General features: G+C 43.4%; 12 protein-coding genes. 1 reads left to right on the plus strand and 11 read right to left on the minus strand.

The window, feature by feature from the left end; all coding sequences use genetic code 11:
- Nucleotides 1–6 precede the first annotated feature (6 nt).
- Nucleotides 7–1005, minus strand: a complete 999-nt coding sequence (locus IEV27_RS04800; protein ID WP_188376306.1) for an ABC transporter substrate-binding protein — start codon at nucleotides 1003–1005, stop codon at nucleotides 7–9.
- 274 nt (nucleotides 1006–1279) lie between these two features.
- Between IEV27_RS04800 and desB the strand changes: the two genes are divergently transcribed.
- Nucleotides 1280–2329: a Delta(10) desaturase DesB gene (gene desB / locus IEV27_RS04805; protein WP_188376307.1), complete on the plus strand. Its 1050-nt coding sequence runs from the start codon at nucleotides 1280–1282 to the stop codon at nucleotides 2327–2329.
- Between the two features lie 675 nt (nucleotides 2330–3004).
- Here desB and ilvA read toward each other — a convergent pair.
- From ilvA to IEV27_RS04855, 10 genes are all read right to left on the minus strand, one after another.
- Nucleotides 3005–4018: a threonine ammonia-lyase gene (ilvA, locus tag IEV27_RS04810; RefSeq protein ID WP_373868076.1), complete on the minus strand. Its 1014-nt coding sequence runs from the start codon at nucleotides 4016–4018 to the stop codon at nucleotides 3005–3007.
- Nucleotides 4015–4602 (minus strand): 3-isopropylmalate dehydratase small subunit, encoded by a 588-nt coding sequence (leuD, locus tag IEV27_RS04815; protein ID WP_188376308.1) that lies wholly within the window; start codon nucleotides 4600–4602, stop codon nucleotides 4015–4017. Before leuD ends, ilvA begins: the two co-directional genes overlap by 4 nt.
- Before the next feature lie 3 nt (nucleotides 4603–4605).
- A complete protein-coding gene (gene leuC / locus IEV27_RS04820; RefSeq protein ID WP_188376309.1) occupies nucleotides 4606–6024 on the minus strand; it encodes a 3-isopropylmalate dehydratase large subunit in 1419 nt (472 codons plus the stop codon).
- Between the two features lie 21 nt (nucleotides 6025–6045).
- On the minus strand, nucleotides 6046–7152 hold the full coding sequence (gene leuB / locus IEV27_RS04825) for a 3-isopropylmalate dehydrogenase (protein ID WP_188376310.1): 1107 nt from the start codon (nucleotides 7150–7152) through the stop codon (nucleotides 6046–6048).
- Nucleotides 7153–7164: 12 nt separating this feature from the next.
- Complete coding sequence (locus IEV27_RS04830) at nucleotides 7165–8709, minus strand: 2-isopropylmalate synthase (protein ID WP_188376311.1); 1545 nt, start codon at nucleotides 8707–8709, stop codon at nucleotides 7165–7167.
- A complete protein-coding gene (ilvC, locus tag IEV27_RS04835; RefSeq protein ID WP_188376312.1) occupies nucleotides 8696–9727 on the minus strand; it encodes a ketol-acid reductoisomerase in 1032 nt (343 codons plus the stop codon). The genes IEV27_RS04830 and ilvC overlap by 14 nt, the downstream gene beginning before the upstream one ends.
- Nucleotides 9728–9751: 24 nt before the next feature.
- Complete coding sequence (gene ilvN / locus IEV27_RS04840; RefSeq protein WP_188376313.1) at nucleotides 9752–10273, minus strand: acetolactate synthase small subunit; 522 nt, start codon at nucleotides 10271–10273, stop codon at nucleotides 9752–9754.
- Complete coding sequence (gene ilvB, locus IEV27_RS04845) at nucleotides 10270–11985, minus strand: biosynthetic-type acetolactate synthase large subunit (protein WP_188376314.1); 1716 nt, start codon at nucleotides 11983–11985, stop codon at nucleotides 10270–10272. Before ilvB ends, ilvN begins: the two co-directional genes overlap by 4 nt.
- 366 nt (nucleotides 11986–12351) lie before the next feature.
- Nucleotides 12352–13257, minus strand: coding sequence for a branched-chain-amino-acid transaminase (gene ilvE, locus IEV27_RS04850; RefSeq protein ID WP_188376315.1), 906 nt, complete (start codon nucleotides 13255–13257; stop codon nucleotides 12352–12354).
- A 439-nt stretch (nucleotides 13258–13696) separates the two neighbouring features.
- Nucleotides 13697–14641 carry an AEC family transporter gene (locus tag IEV27_RS04855; protein WP_188376316.1) on the minus strand — a complete coding sequence of 315 codons (945 nt, stop codon included), beginning with the start codon at nucleotides 14639–14641 and terminating at the stop codon, nucleotides 13697–13699.
- Nucleotides 14642–14757 lie beyond the last annotated feature (116 nt).

Genomic DNA, 14757 nt, shown 5'->3' on the forward strand with positions numbered 1-14757 from the left:
GACCTTTTATTCGTCCTGACCTTCCTTTTCCAGGACAGAATCAACAACTTGTTCTGCTAGTACCTCAGCTGAAAGCGGTCCACCAAACGTCCACGTGCTCCCTGGCATTTGATATAACCGATCATCTTGTACAAAGTCCAGTTCTTCCCATACTGGGTTACCAGCTAATTGATCATCAAAGATGTTATCTTCATCTTGAACGATGTAGAAGAAATTAGAGTCCTGATAGTTCTGTAACGTTTCTACAGTTGTTTCAGTGTAGCCGTAGATCTCCAACTCTTCTGATTCATAATCATTTGACATCCCTAATTCACTCATCACGTTTGCTACCATCGAATTGTCGGTGAATAAGCGAAGTGTTGGCGTGTTTTGAGCCGTAAAGGCTTGCGTGATGACATAGTTCATGTCTTCCTGTCCAGCTTCCTCTAAACGCGCTCTCTGCTCCTCAAATGTACTTTCCATATCACTTACAGCTTGTTCAGCTTCATCTTGGCGGTCAACAACTTCAGCAATAGTATTAAATTCTTCTAGCATGCTGTCAAACTGATTCTCCGCACTTTCTTCCGAATAGGGGGCAAACATTAATGTAGGAGCAATTTCTTCTAAGTCTTCAGCAATTTCACTATGACGGAAATCCACCCCGATAATCAAATCAGGTTCCAGTCTCGAAATCGCCTCGAGACTTGGCTCTTGTCTTGTCCCTACATCTTCTACTTCATCACTTAGCGGCTGGCCTACATCCACCCAGTCCCCATAAGAATCAAGGTCAGCCACTCCTGTCGGCTCCATACCTAGTGCTTGAAGCTCTTCTGCGTACGACCATTCTAACACAACGATATTCTCTGGTGTTCCTTCAATCGTCTTCTCACCTGTAGCGTCTTCAACCGTTACAGAACGAGATTCTTCTTGAGAGGAATCTTCTTCTGCCTCTTCTTCATTATTTCCACTGCAGGCCGCTAATAAAGCGGTCAGTAAAATCAACATAAGTAAATAAAATTTCTTCATCCAACCTCTTCCTTTCTTTTTCTATTCCTTTATGTGCTGCTTCTATGTAATACATAAAGAAACAAATAAGTTAAATGATAAAGATTCTCATTATCACAATACTATCTTACTTGTCTAACAATTGAATGTCAATGAAAACTTTTCTCAATTATGCGTGTATATACGACTTAATATTAATACCTGGTATTAATTCGCCATTGACTTTATATAAGTTGGATTGCTACGATTAAAATACAGCAAATTCGTACATCATGAGATATGGAAGGAGATTGTTATGGAAGACTTACATTCATACGGTTGGTACGCTAAACGTGTGGCTAAATATATGCCCAAAGGAGTCTTTAAGCCTGTTCCTAAACGGTTATGGGGCGGTCTTGCTTATTTATCCATTGTCATCGCTGGATTGTTCATTATCAGTCTTACAGAATGGCACCCATTCTTTTATTTACCGATTTCCATCATTCTTGGAGCAAGTTTTGCAGGTATGGGGTTCTTAGGACATGAAATTTTACATGGCACAGTCGTGAAAAAGCCATGGATTCGAGATCTGCTCGGTGCGATTGCCTTTTGGCCATTAAGTACAGGACCAAAGCTATGGAGAAAATGGCACAATTTAAACCACCATATCCATACACAGCACGAAGAAAATGATCCAGATTCCTGGCCGACACTCGAACGCTTAAGTAAGTCCAAGTTTTTCCGCTGGGTTTACAAGCTCCCTTTGTTTGTCCGCTCTTTTTTCGCGTTCGCTTCACTGGCTGTTCAATTTACAGCTCACTCGTTAAAAATGTTTTTTGCCTATATTAAGGATTTCAAACCTAAAAAACAACCAGAAGTTTGGCTGCAGATGGTTTTACCATGGGCAAGCTGGATCGGGCTGCTTTTTCTTATCGGTATTGAAAAATGGATCTTCGCGTTCGTCATTCCCTTGCTCGTTGCTAACCTAATCGTCATGGGATATATATCAACCAATCACCGGTTAAACCCGCTTGTTCCAGTCAATGATCCTCTGGCTAATAGTTTAACCGTTACTGTTCCTAAATGGGTTGATTACATTCACTTTAATTTTTCACATCACACGGAACATCACTTGTTCCCAGGGATGAGCTCGAAGCATTACCCACTAGTCAAACAAAAAATCAAAGAACTCTGGCCAGAACGTTATCATGAAATGCCGTTGAGCAAAGCGCTTCTTGCCTTATGGAAAACACCAAGAGTATACTTTGACAATCGAGAGTTAATTGACCCTAACCAGGGAAACCTCTATGGCTCACTCGGCAACGGATTAAATGTTGAAAAGGTAGACTATAAAAAAATGAAGTAATTGCTTAAAAACGTCCTTTTTTAAAGAGGTTCAGGCTGTCGAAAAAGTTCTCGACAGCCTTCTTTTTTGATCTTTATTTTAAAATTCAAGGTATTAATCATTTAAAACCATCAGAGAGAGTGAAGTACTTGTTTCAATGAAGGAAAGATCTACATAATGAAATTGAAGTGGTGACTATTAAAAGATAGTGGAATGTAATATTGCATATTCGAAAGAACTACACGGGCAGCGCTATTGTCACTTGCACAGAAAAGAGAAAATCAAGGAACAGGCACTAATGACGACTACCTGTCTAAACATAATAAAGTTTACCTTACACCTAGCTAGGGTTGGAGGAGCGTTTTTTTCGGCTATAAGCTAAAGCTAAGGAGCACAGACCATGACACTCCTGCGGAAAAACTGGCGATCCGAGACCCCGAGTGTGGGTTTCACGAGGAGACTTGGGCGTTCGTCCGCGGAAAGCGGCGCTTTTTCCTCTTCCTTTTCTCCATACCAATGGGAAGAAACCGTCCTAGAATCTTATATTAAATATCGACAACCTGAACCTCCTTTCTTAAGGAGGTTTTTTTAGGTTTAACAGATGTTTATCGTCTAATCCTGGTCCTTTAAGCACTTCCTGCCGTCCACAAAAAAATAAGCGTCAATCTCATCGATTGACGCTCCATTCCTCATTTCTTATACCATGACCATTCTTTTTGTTAAGGCTAGCTGTTGAACGTGTGGCAATCTGGAAACATCCATATTTCCTCCACTTACAACAACACCGCACTTCTTCCCAGCTAAAGCTGGCTTCTGGGCTAATACTGCGGCAAGAGCCGTAGCTCCTGCTCCTTCCACGAGCGTCTTCTCACGTTCTAGCAGCTTTAAGATGGAGTTTGCAATCTGCTGCTCTTCCACCGTTACGATCTCATCCACATACTTACGGATATAATGGAACGTTTTCGTCCCATGCTGCTTTACAGCAATGCCGTCAGCAATAGTAGAGACAGAGGTCAATTTTTTCGGACCACACTTGTAAAACGAGTTATACATGGAAGGTGCTTTCTCAGACTGAACACCCACAACTTTAATATCCGGCTTCAATTGCTTCGCCGCATAGGCGATACCTGCAATTAGACCTCCCCCTCCGATGGGGACGACGATGGTGTCAAGATCGGGCTGCTCCTGCAGCATTTCTACAGCTACTGTTGCCTGCCCGGCCATAACGTCTACATCGTCAAACGGATGGATAAACGTCGCACCGCAGCGTTTCTGCTCTTCCATGGCAGCTGCATAGGCTTCTTGAAAAGATTCTCCTGTTAGTACAGTTTTTGCTCCATAAGCTTCTGTTGCTTGAACTTTAGCTTGAGGAGTTCCCTCTGGCATAAAGATTTGAGCAGTAATCCCACGTTTGGCTGCAGCGAGCGCTACACCTTGCGCGTGGTTTCCTGCTGATGCAGCAATGACTCCACATTCTGCTTCTTCACTCGTCAGCTGGGAGACTTTAAAAGAAGCACCTCTTACCTTGAATGCTCCTGTCTTTTGCTGATTTTCCATCTTCAAGTACACTTGCTGCCCTGTGTAATGATTAAATGTTTCAGAGGTTTTAAACGGTGTTTGGTGCACCACATCGTTTAATTGTTCTTTGGCTTCAAAGACTTTAGCTAGCGTTAAGAAATCCCCAACGTCTTCACTCCTTGTTTTAATTATTTGGCTTTTTCTGTTTCATACTGATCAATGGCGTCAGCGTAATTCAACGTCACAGATATTTCGTCCCAGCCATTTAACAACATATCTTTATGATAAGGTTGAATATCAAATGCTGATACTAAACCATGATCACTTTTCACTTGTTGATTGACTAAATCAACGTCAATGGTTACTTTTTCTTCCTTTGCCTGCTCTAGTAAGTCATTGACTTCATGACGAGGCAGTACAATCGGTAGAATTCCATTCTTAAAGCAATTATTGTAAAAAATATCGGCAAAGCTTGTGGCGATTACGACCTTAAAGCCATAATCTTGTATGGCCCAAGGCGCGTGCTCTCTTGAAGAACCGCATCCGAAATTTTCACCAGCTACAAGAACGGAAGCGTCCTTATACATTGGATCATTTAAGGAGAAATCTTCTCGTTCTGTACCATCATCATTGAAACGCCAGTTGTAAAAAAGAAACTGCCCGAAGCCCTGACGCTCAATTCGTTTCAGAAACTGTTTCGGAATAATTTGGTCTGTGTCAATGTTCGAGCGATCAAGCGGGTAAATTAACCCTTTGTGCTGTTTAATAGGTTCCATTCTTTACCCTCCTACCGTCGCGCCAAATTTTCTTACATCTACAAAAGAACCTTCTAGTGCAGCAGCGGCTGCCATTTCAGGGCTGACAAGGTGAGTTCTTGCTCCATTCCCTTGACGGCCTTCAAAGTTACGGTTAGATGTGGATGCGCAGCGTTCACCTGGTGGAACAATGTCATCGTTCATCGCCAGGCACATGCTGCAGCCAGCATCCCGCCATTCAAAACCAGCGGTTAGGAAAATCGTATCCAGCCCTTCAGCCTCCGCTTGCTGTTTTACGGAGAATGAGCCAGGTACAACCAATGCTCTTACTCCTTCATGCACTTTGCCGCCCTTAACGATCTCGGCTGCTTTGCGCAAGTCGCTGATTCGTGAGTTTGTACAAGAACCGATGAAGACGTGTTCAACCGGGATCGATTGAATTTCTTGATTCGGTTCAAGCCCCATATAATCCAATGCACGCTGTATGCTGTCTTGCTCTTGAGCATCTTCAAGTACCGATGGATCTGGAGTAGTAGCGCCGACAGGAACACACTGAGAAGGGTTTGTACCCCATGTGACTTGCGGCTCCACTTCAGAAGCATTAATTTCAACAGTCGCATCATATTCGGCGCCTGGATCAGTGGCTAGCGAAAGCCATTCCTGAGCCGCAGCCTCAAATTCTTCACCTTTAGGAACATGACGCTTGCCTCTTAAATAATCTACTGTTGTTTCGTCCGGGCTGATTAAGCCAGCACGAGCTCCTGCTTCAATGGACATGTTACAAATGGTCATACGCTCTTCCATGGAAAGTTTGCGAATGGCCTCACCTGTATATTCCACGACATACCCGGTTCCAAAACGTACGCCGAACTTAGCAATGATCGCCAAAATTAAGTCTTTGGCTGTAACACCCGTTCCAAGCTCACCGTCTACTTTCACTTGAAGAGTTTTCGGTGAAGCTTGCCACAAAGATTGAGTCGCTAAGACGTGCTCTACCTCACTCGTTCCAATACCAAAGGCTAACGCACCAAATGCCCCGTGTGTGGACGTATGACTATCACCGCACACAATGGTCTTTCCTGGCTGAGTAAGTCCGAGCTGAGGACCAATGATGTGAACAATTCCCTGATCGGGGTGGTCGATGTCAGCTAAACGAATGCCGAACTCATCGCAGTTCTCTTTAAGTGTATCCATTTGTTTTTTAGAAATTTGATCTTTAATGATGTGGCGATGCAATGTCGGCACATTGTGATCCATTGTTGCGTACGTACGATCAGGACGACGCACTTTGCGATTTTTCATTCGCAGTCCTTCAAACGCTTGAGGAGAGGTGACTTCATGGACCAGGTGCAAATCAATATAAATTAACTCTGGCTTACCCTCTTCTTGATGAATGACGTGCTGATCCCATACTTTTTCAATAATCGTTTTAGGTCGCCCCATAATGGTCTCTCCTTTCTTCGTTTATGCGTAACACCTCATAATGTTCTCTGTCGTAACGTTAGAACTCATGTGTTCGGATACTTTCTTCGCAAGCTCACTTCCGCTCACTTGTGTTCCACCTTCTATTTTCAAATCTGCCGTGTGGTATTTTTCATTAAGCACGGCGTGAACAGCTGATTCAATTTCATCGGCTTCCACATTCATATTAAAAGAATAACGAAGCATCATCGCTGCTGATAGAATAGTAGCTAACGGATTTGCTTTATCTTCTCCTGCAATATCTGGTGCTGAGCCATGCACAGGCTCATAGAGACCTAAACCGTCCTGACGAATGCTGGCAGATGGAAGCATACCTAGTGAACCGGTTAGAACAGAAGCTTCATCGCTTAAAATGTCACCAAACATGTTCTCCGTTACAATGACATCGAAGTAGCCAGGGTTTGTCACAAGCTTCATCGCTGCGGCATCAACAAGCATATGCTCAACTTCCACCTCAGGATAATCGGACTTTTTCTCTTCTACTACTTCACGCCACATACGGCTTGATTCAAGAACATTTGCTTTATCAACAGAAGTGAGTTTGTTTCGGCGTACTTGAGCACTCTGGAAGGCTTGTTCAACAATACGCTCCATCTCATGCCTTGAGTAAGCAAGGGTATCGACCACGTCTTGCCCGTTGTTGCGACGCTCTCTTGGTTCCCCAAAATACAAACCGCCTGTCAGTTCGCGTACGATTAATAGATCGCTTCCTCCTACTACTTCAGGCTTTAAAGGAGAAGCATGAAGCAAGGAATCAAATCCTTTAACTGGACGAAGGTTCGCAAACAATCCGAGTTGTTTGCGAATACCTAGCAACCCTTTCTCAGGACGCATATGACCAGGAAGGTTATCCCATTTAGGGCCGCCTACAGCTCCAAGCAATATACCATCTGCTTTTTTACAAGCAGCTACTGTATCTTCTGGTAGAGGGGTGCCATGGTTATCAATGGCAGACCCACCAATGTCGTGAGTTTCAAAAGTAAAGCTATGACCAAATTGTGCAGCTACGGTTTCAAGAACACCTTTAGTTGCTTTTGTAACTTCTGGACCTATGCCATCACCAGGCAATACAACGATATGCTTCTCCATATCTTTCCCCTCCTATAGTTGGACTTCTTTTACGTTTGTTGGTTTAATGTGCAACGTACGATTGACAGCATTTAAAAATGCGTGAGCAGAAGCTTCAAGTACGTCTTGAGCGGAACCACGCCCGGAAGCTTTTTGCCCATCTACCGTTAATTGCACGTACACTTCAGCTAAAGCATCTCTGCCTTTACCGATGGAACTCAATTGATAATCTTGCAAATGAACCTCTTCATCCAGCAATTCATCGAGCGTGTTATAGATAGCTTCAACGCTTCCTTCACCCGTGCTTGCCTTCTCTACTTCTTCTCCATCAGGGCGAGTCAGCAAGATCGTTGCAGTAGGACGGTTGACACTGCCATACTGCACTTGAAAAGCTTTCAAATCGTATTTTGGAACGTCTTCGTTCTCCGTTTGCTTATCAGCAAGGATCGCAAATAAATCTTCATCCGTCACTTCTTTTTTCTTACCTGTCAGCTCTTTAAAAGCACGGAATGCTTCTTTTAACTTAGATTCAGATAGTTCAAAGCCAAATGATTCAGCTTTTTGTTTAAACGCGTGTCGACCAGAATGTTTACCAAGTACAAGATTATTGGAATCAATCCCAACCATCTTCGGTGTGATAATTTCATACGTCGTTGCTTCTTTTAGTACACCGTCCTGGTGAATACCAGATTCATGGGCAAAGGCATTGCGTCCTACAACAGCCTTGTTGCCTGGCACCTGCATTCCTGTAAGCTTACTGACAAGATCACTCGTTCGCTTGATTTCTTTAAGAACGAGTCCTGTGTGAAAATCGTAGCGGTCTTTACGAATCTCAAGAGCTACGGACACTTCTTCCAGCGCTGCGTTACCGGCACGCTCACCAATGCCATTAATCGTACCTTCAATCTGACCCGCTCCCGCTTCAATGGCAGAAAGAGAGTTACTTACAGCCATTCCCAGGTCATCATGGCAGTGGGCAGATAAGGTGACTCCTTCGATGTTTCGAACGTGCTCTTTTACATATTTGAAAAGTTTCGCGTATTCATCAGGAGTCGTATAACCAACCGTATCCGGAAGGTTAATGACATCAGCACCTGCGTCGATTACCTTTTCGATAATGTGAACAAGAAAATCGTAGTCCGATCGTGTTGCGTCCTCTGCAGACCATTGAACGTAAGGGAAACCTTTTTCTTTAGCATAAGCTACAGATTCAACCGCGATATCAACGACTTCTTCTGGAGTCTTTTTCAGTTTGTGAGTCATGTGAATGGGAGAAGTAGCCAAGAAAACGTGAAGTCTTGGTTGTGCGCCACCTTTTAACGCGTCCCATGCTGCATCGATATCACTTTTAAAAGAACGGGCTAACCCTGTTACAGAACAATTGCGTACAGTGTCAGCGATCTCTTTCACTGCATCAAAGTCTTCTTGTGAGGAAGCGGGAAATCCCGCTTCCATAATATCTACACCAAATCGTTCTAATTGCTTAGCAATCTCAATCTTTTCAAGACGATTCAAGTTAACGCCGGCTGACTGTTCCCCGTCCCGTAGTGTAGTGTCAAAGACATTAACGCGAGCCATGATTGACCACTTCCTTTTCTTTTGATTGAGATTTCTTAACAAAAGGCATTAATTCGCGTAACTCTCTACCCACCTTCTCGATTTGATGATTGTTTTCACGATTATTGATGGCATTAAATTCAGCACGGTTCACTTGGTTTTCAAGGATCCAGCCTTTCGCAAATTTACCAGTTTGGATATCTGTCAGCACATCTTTCATACGTTCTTTCGTATCTTCATTTACGACGCGAGGCCCTGATACGAAGTCTCCCCACTGAGCAGTGTCGGAGATGGAGTAGCGCATGCCTTCTAGTCCACCTTCATACATAAGGTCTACGATAAGTTTCAGTTCGTGCATACATTCGAAGTAAGCAACTTCTGGCTGATAACCAGCTTCCGTCAGCGTTTCGAAGCCTGCTTTTACAAGACTGGATAGTCCGCCGCAAAGTACAGCCTGCTCACCGAATAGATCCGTTTCTGTTTCTTCTTGGAAAGAAGTCTCAAGAACGCCTGCGCGGCCGCCGCCGATGCCTTTTGCATAAGCAAGGGCAATTTCACGGGCTTCGCCTGATACGTCTTGTTCAACACCAAATAGTGCCGGTACGCCTGCTCCTTCTTCAAAAGTACGGCGAACAAGATGTCCTGGTCCTTTTGGTGCTACTAAGAATACATCCACGTTGCTTGGAGGAACCACCTGGTTGAAGTGAACGTTAAACCCGTGAGCGAATGCCAGGGCAGCTCCTTCTTTAAGGTTTGGTTTGATCTGTTCTTCGTACACCTTCGGCTGATATTCATCTGGAAGCAGTACCATTACGACGTCCGCTTCTGCTACAGCATCTGCTACTTCTTTTACTTCCAATCCGTCTTGTTCAGCTTTTTCCCAAGATTTACCTTGTCTAAGTCCTACGACAACATTGTGTCCGCTCTCTTTCAAGTTCTGTGCGTGCGCATGACCTTGGGAGCCATATCCAATTACTGCTACCTTTTTGCTTTGTAGTACCTCATCTTGAATGTCGTTGTGATAATAAACTTGTGCCATGTTAATCTCCCTTTCGTTAGTAAATTATTTTAGTAGTGAATAAGATTTGATTTCGGCTACTTGCGGCTGATGCCCTCTAGTGAAGGCCGTCAATCCTGTTCTTGCAAGCTCTTTAATGCCATATGGTCTAAGCAGATCAATCAATGCATCTACCTTATCCGAATTTCCTGTCACTTGAACCGTCATGCTTTCACGGCTCACATCGATAATGGTTGCTCGAAATGGTTCAATAATTCCTTGAATTTCACTGCGAATTTGCGGGTTGCTGAGCACTTTCACCATCGCCAGCTCACGAGCCACAATCGCTTTATCCGTAATGTCGGATACTTTTAAAACATCAATTTGTTTATTTAGCTGCTTCGTCAGCTGTTCTAATTTGCGTTCATCTTCTACTTCTACGACGAACGTCATTTTTGAAACGCCTTCGGTCTCCGTCCGGCCGACAGAGATGCTCTCGATATTAAACTGACGTTTAGAGAGCAGCCCTGTCACTCTGTTTAACACCCCGCTGCGGTTATGAACGGTAGCAGTAACTATACGTTTCATCGAGTCACCCCAATCATTTCATGAAGTCCTTTGCCAGGTGCAATCATTGGATATACATTTTCCAGCTGCATCACGCGGCAATCAATGACAGCCGGTTGGTCGTTATTCAATACATCTGGTAAAACTTTCTCTAAATCTTCTTTTGTTTCAATCTTATACCCAGGAATATCATAGCTCTCCGCTAGTTTAACGAAGTTTGGCTGAGATTGCGCAAGAGAATGAGAGTAACGCTCTTCGTAAAACTTCTCCTGCCACTGTCTTACCATTCCCAGGGCCTCATTGTTTACGATCACTACTTTTACAGGAAGGTTTCTTTCTTGCAGTAAAGAAAGCTCCTGCATCGTCATCTGGAAACCACCGTCGCCAACAATGGCTACTACACTGGCATCAGGGGAAGCAAGCTGCGCACCGATCGCTGCTGGGAAACCAAATCCCATTGTGCCAAGTCCGCCTGATGTTACCCATTTGTTCGGCTGATGGAAGCTGTAATACTGTGCGGCCCACATTTGGTGCTGGCCGACATCTGTCGTTACGATGGATTTACCTTGCGTATAAGCATGCACCTTTTTCATCAGCCATTGCGGTGAAATCTTATCCTCGTAATCATCGTGCCAAAGCGGGTATTGTTCTTTGTTTTGATTTGTCTTATCCAGCCACTCTTGATGGTCAAGCTGAGAAATGCTTCGTTTGTTAAGGGCTTCAAGAGCTGCTTTCGCATCGGATACGATCGGAATTGTCGTTGGCACGTTTTTACCAATTTCAGCTGGATCTATATCTACGTGAGCCACTTTTGCGTTTGGAGCAAAATGCTCTAAGTTTCCAGTTAAACGGTCATCAAATCGAGCACCGATATTGATGAGTAAATCACACTCATATAAAGCCATATTGGCTGAATACGTTCCGTGCATTCCGCCCATTCCTAAGGAAAGTTCATCACTTCCTGGAAAGCTTCCGAGTCCTAACAATGTCGTCACAACAGGAATGTTGTAATTTTTAGCGAAACGCTGCAGTTCATCTGAACCTTTTGAGTGAATAATGCCGGCTCCTGCTAAAATCACCGGTTTTTTCGCTTGAAGCATTGCTTCGTGCAATTTATTAATCTGCAACGGATTTGGATGCACCGTTGGCTGATATCCCGGTAAGTGAAAGGTGGATTCTACTTCTTTTTCATGCACCGTAGACGATATATCTTTAGGGATATCGACAACAACTGGTCCAGGGCGTCCGGTTGTCGCAATATGAAAAGCTTCCTTCACAACTCGCGGCAGCTCTTCTATTTGCTGTACTTGATAATTGTGCTTCGTGATTGGCGTTGTAATTCCCATTACGTCTGACTCCTGAAAAGCATCTGTGCCAATAACGCCTTTTGCCACTTGACCTGTGAAAATAACAACAGGTAGAGAGTCCATCATCGCATCAGCGATTCCTGTGATTAGGTTTGTAGCTCCCGGACCAGAGGTTCCAATAACTACACCTGGACGTCCTGACACTCTCGCATAACCTTCAGCTGCGTGAATCGCTCCTTGTTCGTGACGCGGAAGTACATGATCGAATGACCCTTCAGCACGATAAATGGCATCATAGATTGGGAGAACCGCTCCTCCTGGATACCCAAATAAAGTGTCAACACCCTGTTCGATTAATGAATCTACCAACAAATCGGCTCCCGTACGTGGCGCTGTCTTAACTTTTTGAGCTGCTTCAGCCTTCATTTTTTAATCCCTCCTAAATTACATATAAAAAGACCTTTTCATCCTCAATTCCTCTACAAATAGACACTTGTAGAAAGAACGGAGGGGTGAAAAGGTCTTGGTTATTCCACGGTACCACCCTCATTTACGTACAAAACTGTACGCCTCTGGGAGCTTACTAAAATGATAAGCTCCATTTTGATAACAGGTGTGATCTTAGGGACACCTGATCCCACCTACTTGATTTCTCGTTCAGTCGGGACACTCAAGGATGATGTCGGAGATAAGGAGCATTTCCGGGCTTCCAGCAACCCCGGCTCTCTGTAAATGCCTGAACTTATTCCTTTATTCCTGTCGTAGAGTTCACAGATTCAATTGTATGATCGATTAGCTGACCTGAGCTTTCCCTTTAGAAGAGTAAACCTGGTAGCCATCGGTTGTCGTGATTTTTCTAAACTCGGATAATAAGTGGTTCGTCACAGCGCCCGGGCTTCCATCGCCTACTTTACGCTGATCTACCTCAACAACCGCAATAACTTCGGCTGCTGTGCCTGTTAAAAATACTTCGTCAGCTACATATACATCATGTCTTGTAAATGGTTCCTGTTTTACTTTATAACCATGTTCTTCAGCAAGATCAATGATAGCGTTACGTGTAATTCCTTCTAAAGCTCCTAAATAAACAGGAGGTGTATATATGGTTCCGTTTTTCACAATAAAAATGTTGTCTGCTGAGCCTTCTGTCACATAGCCTTGATCATTTAGCATGAGTGCTTCGTCTACGCCTGCTTGGTTTGCTTCAAGTTTCACTAAGATATTATTGAGATAGTTTAAAGATTTCACTTGTGGTGGCAGTACGTCTGGTCGGTTCCTTCTGCTTGATACAGAAGCGAGACGAACGCCGCGTTCATATAATTCTTTAGGAAATAAAGCAAGTGCTTCAGCAATGACAACCACGCGCGGATTTGCACAGCTGGACGGGTCTAAACCTAAGTTTCCCGATCCTCTTGACACAACGACGCGGATATAAGCCGTTTCCAGCTGGTTTTTGCGGACTGTTTCAGCAATAATCTGCTCCAATTCCTCCTTTTCGTATGGGATGTGAAGCATGATTGATTTAGCTGAATCATAGAGGCGGTTTAAGTGTTCGTCTAGTTTAAAGATGTTGCCTTCGTAAACACGAATGCCTTCGAACACCCCGTCACCATATAAGAAACCATGGTCATAGACGCTTACAACTGCCTCATTCTTATCTACGTATTCTCCGCTTAAGTAAATCCACTGGCTGCTCATTTAAAGCACTCCTTTCTTTTTAAATTTTGTTTAACATAGATATTAGTTTAAGGGTGACCCCGTGCAGGCATGCACTCCTGCACGTTGAGGTCAAAAGGTCAATCTTCCACATGAATCAACTTGCGCGGCCATTGGTTTCGGTTGCGATGTAGTTGATTGAGGACTACTTTAACGCCATTTCAGGAAAAGGTCAACAGGTTTTCGCGAAGTTTTCTGACTAGTTCGATTATTGAATTAACTTGGTAAGCGTTTTCATTCAGGCTATACATGAGTTTTCTGCTTAGTTTCACTTTTTCTTTTTTTCTTTTTTATCTGAAAAATGAATGTTTAATGTCGTGAAGAACCTATAATACCGCCTATTTTGAGCCTATTTTTAAACGGTGTCGATTTAGAAAAGAAAATAGACGTGCCGACAGCACGTCTATAAGTGGAGGGCTTATCAAACGGTAACGAAGTACTGATGGACGAACTGATGAAGGAAATACATAAGAGGGATCGTTACAATTGAAACTATAGTCGTTAATGTCACACCAATCGCTGCAAAAGAAACATCCCCTCCATACTTTTGAGCATAAAGGAAAACGGTAGGTGCAGAAGGAGCAGCTGTAATAAGAAGAGCCACAGCTGTTAAAGTTGAAGGGATCGATAGGAAAGTGAATGGAATCAACCCCAGTGGAATAATTAGCAATCTCACGACTACGACCACCCAGGTATGCAAGTTTTTGCATACCTGGGTGAATTCCTGCCATTTTAAGTCTGCAAGAATACTTCCAATCATAAGCATCGCTAATGGAATGGTCGGCATTCCTAAGTAGGTAAGCACACCATTAACTATTTCTGGGAGCTGAACAGGCGTGATCATAATCAGCAAACCGAACATAGTAGCTAGAATACCAGGGTTAAAAAACACTTCTCTCAAGCGAAAGGAATGTTTTACCCCAGCAAAGAGATAAATGCCATACGTCCATATTAAAAGTAAGTACAGCAAATTGAAAATGGCCGCATACATAACGCCTTGTTCCTGGAACAAGGCATAACATACCGCATAACCGATAAAGCCTTGATTTCCAAACAACATGAGAGACTGATACACAACCCCTCTTGACTCCTCAAGTTTCGTTCGTTTCTTAATACCTAGAGAAAGTAGATAAGCTGTGAGAAGAGCATAACCAGACAGCAGGAACAGCACAAAAAAATCCAAAAGTATATGTAAGCCCACTGAGAGGTTCATGGAAGTTAGAATCAAACAAGGAAGTGTAAGATTTAAGATCAAAAGAGCAAGTACTTGTTCCGTTTGCTGAGGCAGCCATCCTGATCTCTTTGCTACAAAGCCGATTAACCCTATTCCATAAAGGATAATTAATTCAGTGCCTGCCATCCACATATCTACCCCTCCTTCTCTCCACTGTATGAAAGAATGGAATTAGGAGTGCTATATAATAGTAGAAACTAGTAACAGGCTGGTACAAAACTGAATAAAGCATAAAGTCATCCGAACGA

Origin of the sequence: Halobacillus andaensis, from assembly GCF_014636475.1 — a bacterium.
Classification (GTDB): domain Bacteria; phylum Bacillota; class Bacilli; order Bacillales; family Halobacillaceae; genus Halobacillus_A; species Halobacillus_A andaensis.